This window comes from Gordonibacter pamelaeae 7-10-1-b (genome assembly GCF_000210055.1).
In the GTDB taxonomy this organism is placed as follows: domain Bacteria; phylum Actinomycetota; class Coriobacteriia; order Coriobacteriales; family Eggerthellaceae; genus Gordonibacter; species Gordonibacter pamelaeae.
In genome coordinates this window covers 1,971,244-1,976,977 of sequence record NC_021021.1, presented here as the reverse complement: position 1 = coordinate 1,976,977, position 5,734 = coordinate 1,971,244, and the positions used below count along the sequence as shown (strand labels likewise).

Below are 5,734 nucleotides of genomic sequence, written 5' to 3'. Positions count from 1 at the left end.
CCGAGGGGGAGAGGGGGCGCAGGCAGGGCGCTGCCTCGACAGCACCGTTTTCCTCATGAATGTGCGGCTGCGTGTGCGACGGGCCCATGTCGGCCCCCTTCCTCGTCGTTCGTGCCGGGTCTGTCCCGGCGCCTCCATCCTAGCGCCGTGACCTTGCACGCCGACCGTAATTCGACCGTCCGCAGGTCGCGCGGACCTTGCGCGTTTCCGACGTGGGAACCGTCCGGACCTTGCGCGTTTCCGCCGCCCGGACCGTCGGGTCCTTGCCCGCATCCAGCACCGGTCCAGCCCGTTTTCGCAGGAAGCCCTCCGGGCGGTACCCGGAAGCCGCCCGGAGGGCTTCCTGCCGGGTTCCCCCTCCCGCTCCTTTTGCGTGTTATTCGCCGCAAAAACACGCCGCTAGGGTGGCACATGCTCCTCTGCATAGCTATAATCAAATAGCCGATTCTATCTACTACTGGTTGGCATCGAACAACGGTCCTGGCCGCAAGGTGCTCGATGGCGGCCAGCAGTCGATAGAAGCGGTCGGAGGAGCTGTCAACGTCATTTCGCGCAGGGGGTGCGAACGTTTCACGCCAAGGCTCGCTCAGGGGGTGGCGAACCGCCGAACGGCGGAATGCCCAGACGAGCGGTCGGGGTGAAAATCGCGGTCCGATCAATTAATACTATCGGGCTTACCCGCTCGCGGAATTTAGAACTTCCGGTGTGATGTGGATGGAACGGGCGTTTTATACACTGGCGTGCATGATCCGCGCGAGTGAGAGCGTTCGGGCCAAGCGGAACTTCCGCGCATAATCATGCGAACGGCACGACAGGGTTCAACGGTAAGGTAAACGGACGAGAAGAAGAGGGGAAGGTAGATGGAGATTTCCAAGACGTCGACCGGTCTCAAGGGCCTTGTGAGCCCGGATACCGTGTCGACCGAGGTCGACATCCATCAAGACGGCGTCACGATGGTCAAGTCGCTCTGCTATTTCTGCCATGCTAACTGCGGCGTGCTCGCCTACGTTAAGGATGGCGACGTAATCAAGATCGAAGGCGATCCCGATTACTCGAACCAAGGCGGACTGTGCTGCCGCGGCACGAGCGCGCTGCTGCACGTCAACCACCCCGCCCGCATCAACCACGCGTTGAAGCGCGTGGGTGCCAAGGGCGAGGGCAAGTGGGAGAAGATCCCGTACGACCAGGCGATCCAGGAGGTTGCCGACCGCCTCAACCAGATCAAGGACGAGAGCGGCGCCGAGGCCGTGGCCTCTGCGGGCGGCACGACGCGCACCGACGACTGGGCGCGCCGCCGCTTCCTGAACCAGTTCGGCACGCCGAACGGCTTCCACAACGCGCTTCTGTGCTGGATCCCCACGTTCATGGCCGAGACCTGCGTGGCCGGCTGGTCGCCGTTCGAGACGGACCTCGCCGGCGCCAAGTGCCTCATCCTCTGGGGCATGAACCCCGGTGCCTCCACGCTGGGCGGCATGAACGGCTACACCGACCTGCAGAAGAACGGCCTGAAGATCGTGGTCGTGGACCCGCGCTACTCCGAGACGGCTTCCAAGGCCGACCTGTGGCTGCCGCTGCGTCCCGGCTCCGACGCCGCGCTCGCGCTGGCCATGCTGCACACCATCATCTACGAGGGCCTGGTCAACTGGGAGTTCGTGGGCGAGTGGTGCGACGGCTTCGAGGAGCTGCAGGAGCATGTGGCCGAGTACACGCCCGAGTGGGCTGCGCCCATCACGTGGCTCGAGCCCGACCAGATCCGTCAGGCCGCGCGCCTGTACGCCATGAACACGCCCGGCTGCATCCAGTGGGGCTGCACGTGGGACCAGATCGGCCGTGCCTCCACCACCGGCAGCCACGCCATCGCCCTCATGCGCGCCGTCTGCGGCAACCTCGACGTCCCCGGCGGCGACGGCATGCCGGGCCCCGCGCTCAACTACCTCACCGACGAGGAGATGGAGCTCAACGAGTGCCTGCCCGAGGAGCAGAAGGCCAAGCAGATCGGGTCCAACAAGTTCAAGCTGACCTCCTGGCCCGGCTACCAGATGATCTCCGACAACGCGAAGCGCACGTGGGGCAAGACGCTGCCCACCGAGTGGTTCTGCGAGGCCCACGGCCCGAGCGTGTTCAAGGCCATCATCACGGGCGACCCGTACCAGGTGCGCGCGCTCATCGTGAACGCCACGAACCCCATCAACTCCTACGGCGACGCGAAGATGACGCTGCAGGCGCTCAAGCAGTGCGAGTTCCTGGTGGTCGTGGACTACTGGATGACCCCGACGGCCCTGTTCGCGGACTACGTGTTCCCGGCGGCCGGCGCGCTGGAGCGTCCCACCATCGTCACGCACTACGGCGCCACCGACTCCATCATGGGCGGCCGCCGCGCCATCCAGCCCAAGTACGACCGCCACACGGACATGACGTTCTGGCGCAAGCTGGGCCTGGCCTGCGGCCAGGATCCTGCGAACTGGCCGTGGGAGACCGAGGAAGAGGCGTACTTCCACATCCTGGAGCCCCTGGGCCTGGGCGGCGTGGAGAGCTACAACGACTTCGTCGACTACTACCGCATGTACTATCCGCCGCTGCACCAGAACAAGTTCAAGGCCAACGGCTTCTGGACCCCCTCGGGCAAGGTCGAGTGCAACTCCACCATCCTGCGCGAGCTGGGCTACCCCGGCATGCCCACCTACATCGGCTGCATCGAGAACGAGATCGACACGCCGGAGATCGCGGAGGAGTACCCGATCGTGCTCACCACGGGCGGCGGCTTCATGCCGTACCACCACTCCGAGCACTTCCAGATGCAGGGCATCCGCTACCTGTATCCCGACCCGTACTTCTCCATCAACCCGGAGCTGGCCGAGAAGCTGAACATCGCCTACGGCGACTGGTGCTGGATCGAGACGCGCCGCGGCCGCATCAAGATGCGTGCCAACGTGGAGCCCGAGGTGCATCCCAACGTGGTGTTCGCGCCGCGCGGCTGGTGGTTCCCCGAGCGCGACGGCTCGGCCGACCTGGACAACCCGTTCGGCTGCCTCGAGTCCAACGTCAACGTGCTGACCTCGGTCGATGACGAGCACTGCGACCCCATGGGCGGCTCGTGGGCCAACCGCGGCCTCATGTGCAAGGTATACAAGTGCGGCGAGTACGACAAGGAGTACAAGAAGGAGGACACCCAGTTCTCCATCCCGGGCTCCTCGTCCGAGCCGGGCGTGACGGTCATGCCGAGCGACCAGAAGCTCGCCCGCGAGCCCATCCCGTTCGAGAAGCCCGAGCCGGCCGAGGCCGTGCCCGAGGGCTACGAGTGGGTGTGGCAGAGCAACACGCTGTACCAGAAGGGCACGCACTTCCGCCTGGACGAGTCGGGCTGGCTCATCAACCCGCGCACGAAGGGCTACCACGACGCCCACACCGGCTGGCGCTACGACGCGGCCAACGAGTGCCTCGTGGACGACGAGACCGGCAAGATGTACACCATGGAGCGCGAGGAGATCGTGTTCGCGGCGGGCGTGCGCTGCTATCCCGGCCAGGCCGCTCCTTACGAGGTGCCCGAGAACCTGACCTGGAACCAGGAGAAGGGCTATGCCACGCTGGGCGACAAGCCCTACGTGTACGACCCGAACAGCGGCTGGATGCTGGACCCCGACAACGGCGCCTTCCACGACGCCAACTACGGCTGGCTCTACGACGCCGCCACCGGCCATCTGGTCGACGAAGCCACGGGCAAGCACTACGACATGTCGTATGCTCCCGTCGAAGAATAGCCGCCGAGTAGGAAGAAAGGATAGATAAATGACTCGTTACGTCATGGTCATCGACCAGCGTCGCTGCATCGGCTGTCACTCCTGCACGGTTGCTTGTCGTACGTGGAACAAGCTTCCACTTGACATCGTCTACAACCCCGTGGTCACCGAGGGCGCCCAGGGCACGTGGCCGAACGTCCACAAGTCCTGGCAGCCGCTGCTGTGCATGCACTGCGAGAACCCCGAGTGCGTTCCCTGCTGCCCGTCCGGCGCGAGCCAGCAGGACGAGGACGGCACCGTGTGGGTCGACCCTAAGAAGTGCCTGTCCTGCAAGGTGTGCGTGAACGCCTGCCCGTACGGCATGCGCGACGCCTCGCACCTGGAGGACCGCATGCACCGCTACGTGCGCAAGTGCACGTTCTGCCGCGACAAGCGCCAGCTGGACCCCTCTGCCCAGCCGTACTGCGTGCTGACCTGCCATCAGAAGGCCCGTATCTTCGGCGATCTCGACGATCCGAACAGCGAGGTCTCCAAGCTTATCGGCTCCGTGAAGACCGAGCGCCTCTTCGAGGAGTTCGGCACCGAGCCGCAGATCTACTACATTCCTGACTTGGGAGGTAAGGCATAATGAAACATCATTATTGGGAACCGCCTATCGCCCTGTACCTTTTCCTGGGCGGTCTGGCGGGCGGCATCCTGTTCCTGGCCGCCATCTTCAACAGCTTCGTGGTCCCCGGCTACGCCGAGGTGTTCGCGCTGCCCGTGCTCGTTTCGCTGGTGTGCGTGGCCATCGGCTGCGTGTTCCTGGTCGTCGACCTGGGGCAGCCGGGCGTGTTCTGGCGCGTGTGGACCACGTCGAAGTCCATCATCAAGTGGGGCGCTACGTTCCTCGTGATCGCCGCGGTGTTCGCGCTGCTGTTCCTGCTGGCGTTCATCGGCGATGCCTGGCCGATCTTCGCGGGGCTGTCCGGCCTGCTGAAGCCCGCTGCGGACTTCTTCCTGATCGTGGCCGGCTTCTTCGGCCTGTGCATCATGATGTACACCGGCATCATGCTGTCCACCCTGAAGGCGCACGCGTTCTGGGCCACCCCGGCGCTGCCCGTGCTGTTCACTATCTCGGCCATCTCCACGGGCTGCGCGGCCATCGTGCTGTCCATCGGCGGCTGGCCGGCGGCCATGACGCTGGAGAGCCTGTTCGTGTCCGAGATCGTGCTGGAGATCCTGCACGTGGTGGACATCGTGCTGGTCATCGCCGAGCTCATCGTGCTGCTGACCATGGTGCTGTCCTTCGCGGGTGCCGGCAACGAGACCGCCAAGGCGGCGGCGCGCCGCTGGGTCAAGGGTTCCTACGCTGGCCTGTTCTGGGTCGGCATGGTGGGCCTGGGCCTCGTGGTGCCGCTGGTCATGTACATCGGCGGCGGTCACTCTGCCGCGGCCACGCTCGTGGCGCCCATCCTGGTGCTGTGCGGCGGCTGCCTGCTGCGCTTCATGGTGGTCAACACCGACGACCGCGCCGAGATCCCGGGCGAGAACCGCTACTACAACCGCCTCGCCAAGAACGATGCGGAGTTCATCACCAAGTGGACGTACGGCGACAACCAGTTCTAAGGCGGCCGCGAGGCCGTGAGCGCGCAGGCTTCGCGCTGCGCGTACGCTGACGGGGGGCCCGGCTTATCGGTCGGGCCCCCGCCTGCCGTTTTAACCGAGTATCCAGGGGGGAACATGGAAGACTACGTATTCGAGGACGTGCTGGCCGGAAGCACCGTGACGTGCGGCTTCCCGGGCCTTGACACGCGGGTGGCGGCGGCCGACGGGCCGCGGCGCGCCCGCACCCTGTTCTTCCCCGGCTGCTCGCTTATCAACTACGCGCTGCCGCTCGTGAAGGCGGTCTACGACCTGCTAGCGCAGGCGGAGCGCGTCGAGGGTATCTCGCTTCTGTGCTGCGGGAAGATCTTGAGCTTCGAGCCGGACGGCAAGGCCGTGCGCGCGGCGTTCGA

Annotated in this window: 4 protein-coding genes; all 4 read left to right on the top strand. The window is 65.4% G+C overall.

Translation table 11 applies throughout. The features are described 5' to 3' along the window. Positions 1 to 860 precede the first annotated feature (860 nt). Entirely contained in the window at positions 861 to 3,758 is a 2,898-nt protein-coding gene (locus tag GPA_RS09115; RefSeq protein ID WP_015539685.1) for a molybdopterin-dependent oxidoreductase, read from the top strand. A gap of 28 nt (positions 3,759 to 3,786) precedes the next feature. Beyond that, positions 3,787 to 4,365 (top strand): 4Fe-4S dicluster domain-containing protein, encoded by a 579-nt coding sequence (locus GPA_RS09110; protein WP_041239379.1) that lies wholly within the window; start codon positions 3,787 to 3,789, stop codon positions 4,363 to 4,365. Then, positions 4,365 to 5,345 carry an NrfD/PsrC family molybdoenzyme membrane anchor subunit gene (nrfD, locus tag GPA_RS09105; protein WP_015539683.1) on the top strand — a complete coding sequence of 327 codons (981 nt, stop codon included), beginning with the start codon at positions 4,365 to 4,367 and terminating at the stop codon, positions 5,343 to 5,345. The genes GPA_RS09110 and nrfD overlap by 1 nt, the downstream gene beginning before the upstream one ends. 114 nt (positions 5,346 to 5,459) lie before the next feature. Then, a partial coding sequence (locus tag GPA_RS19120; protein WP_041239378.1) for a hypothetical protein occupies positions 5,460 to 5,734 on the top strand: 275 nt, incomplete at its 3' end.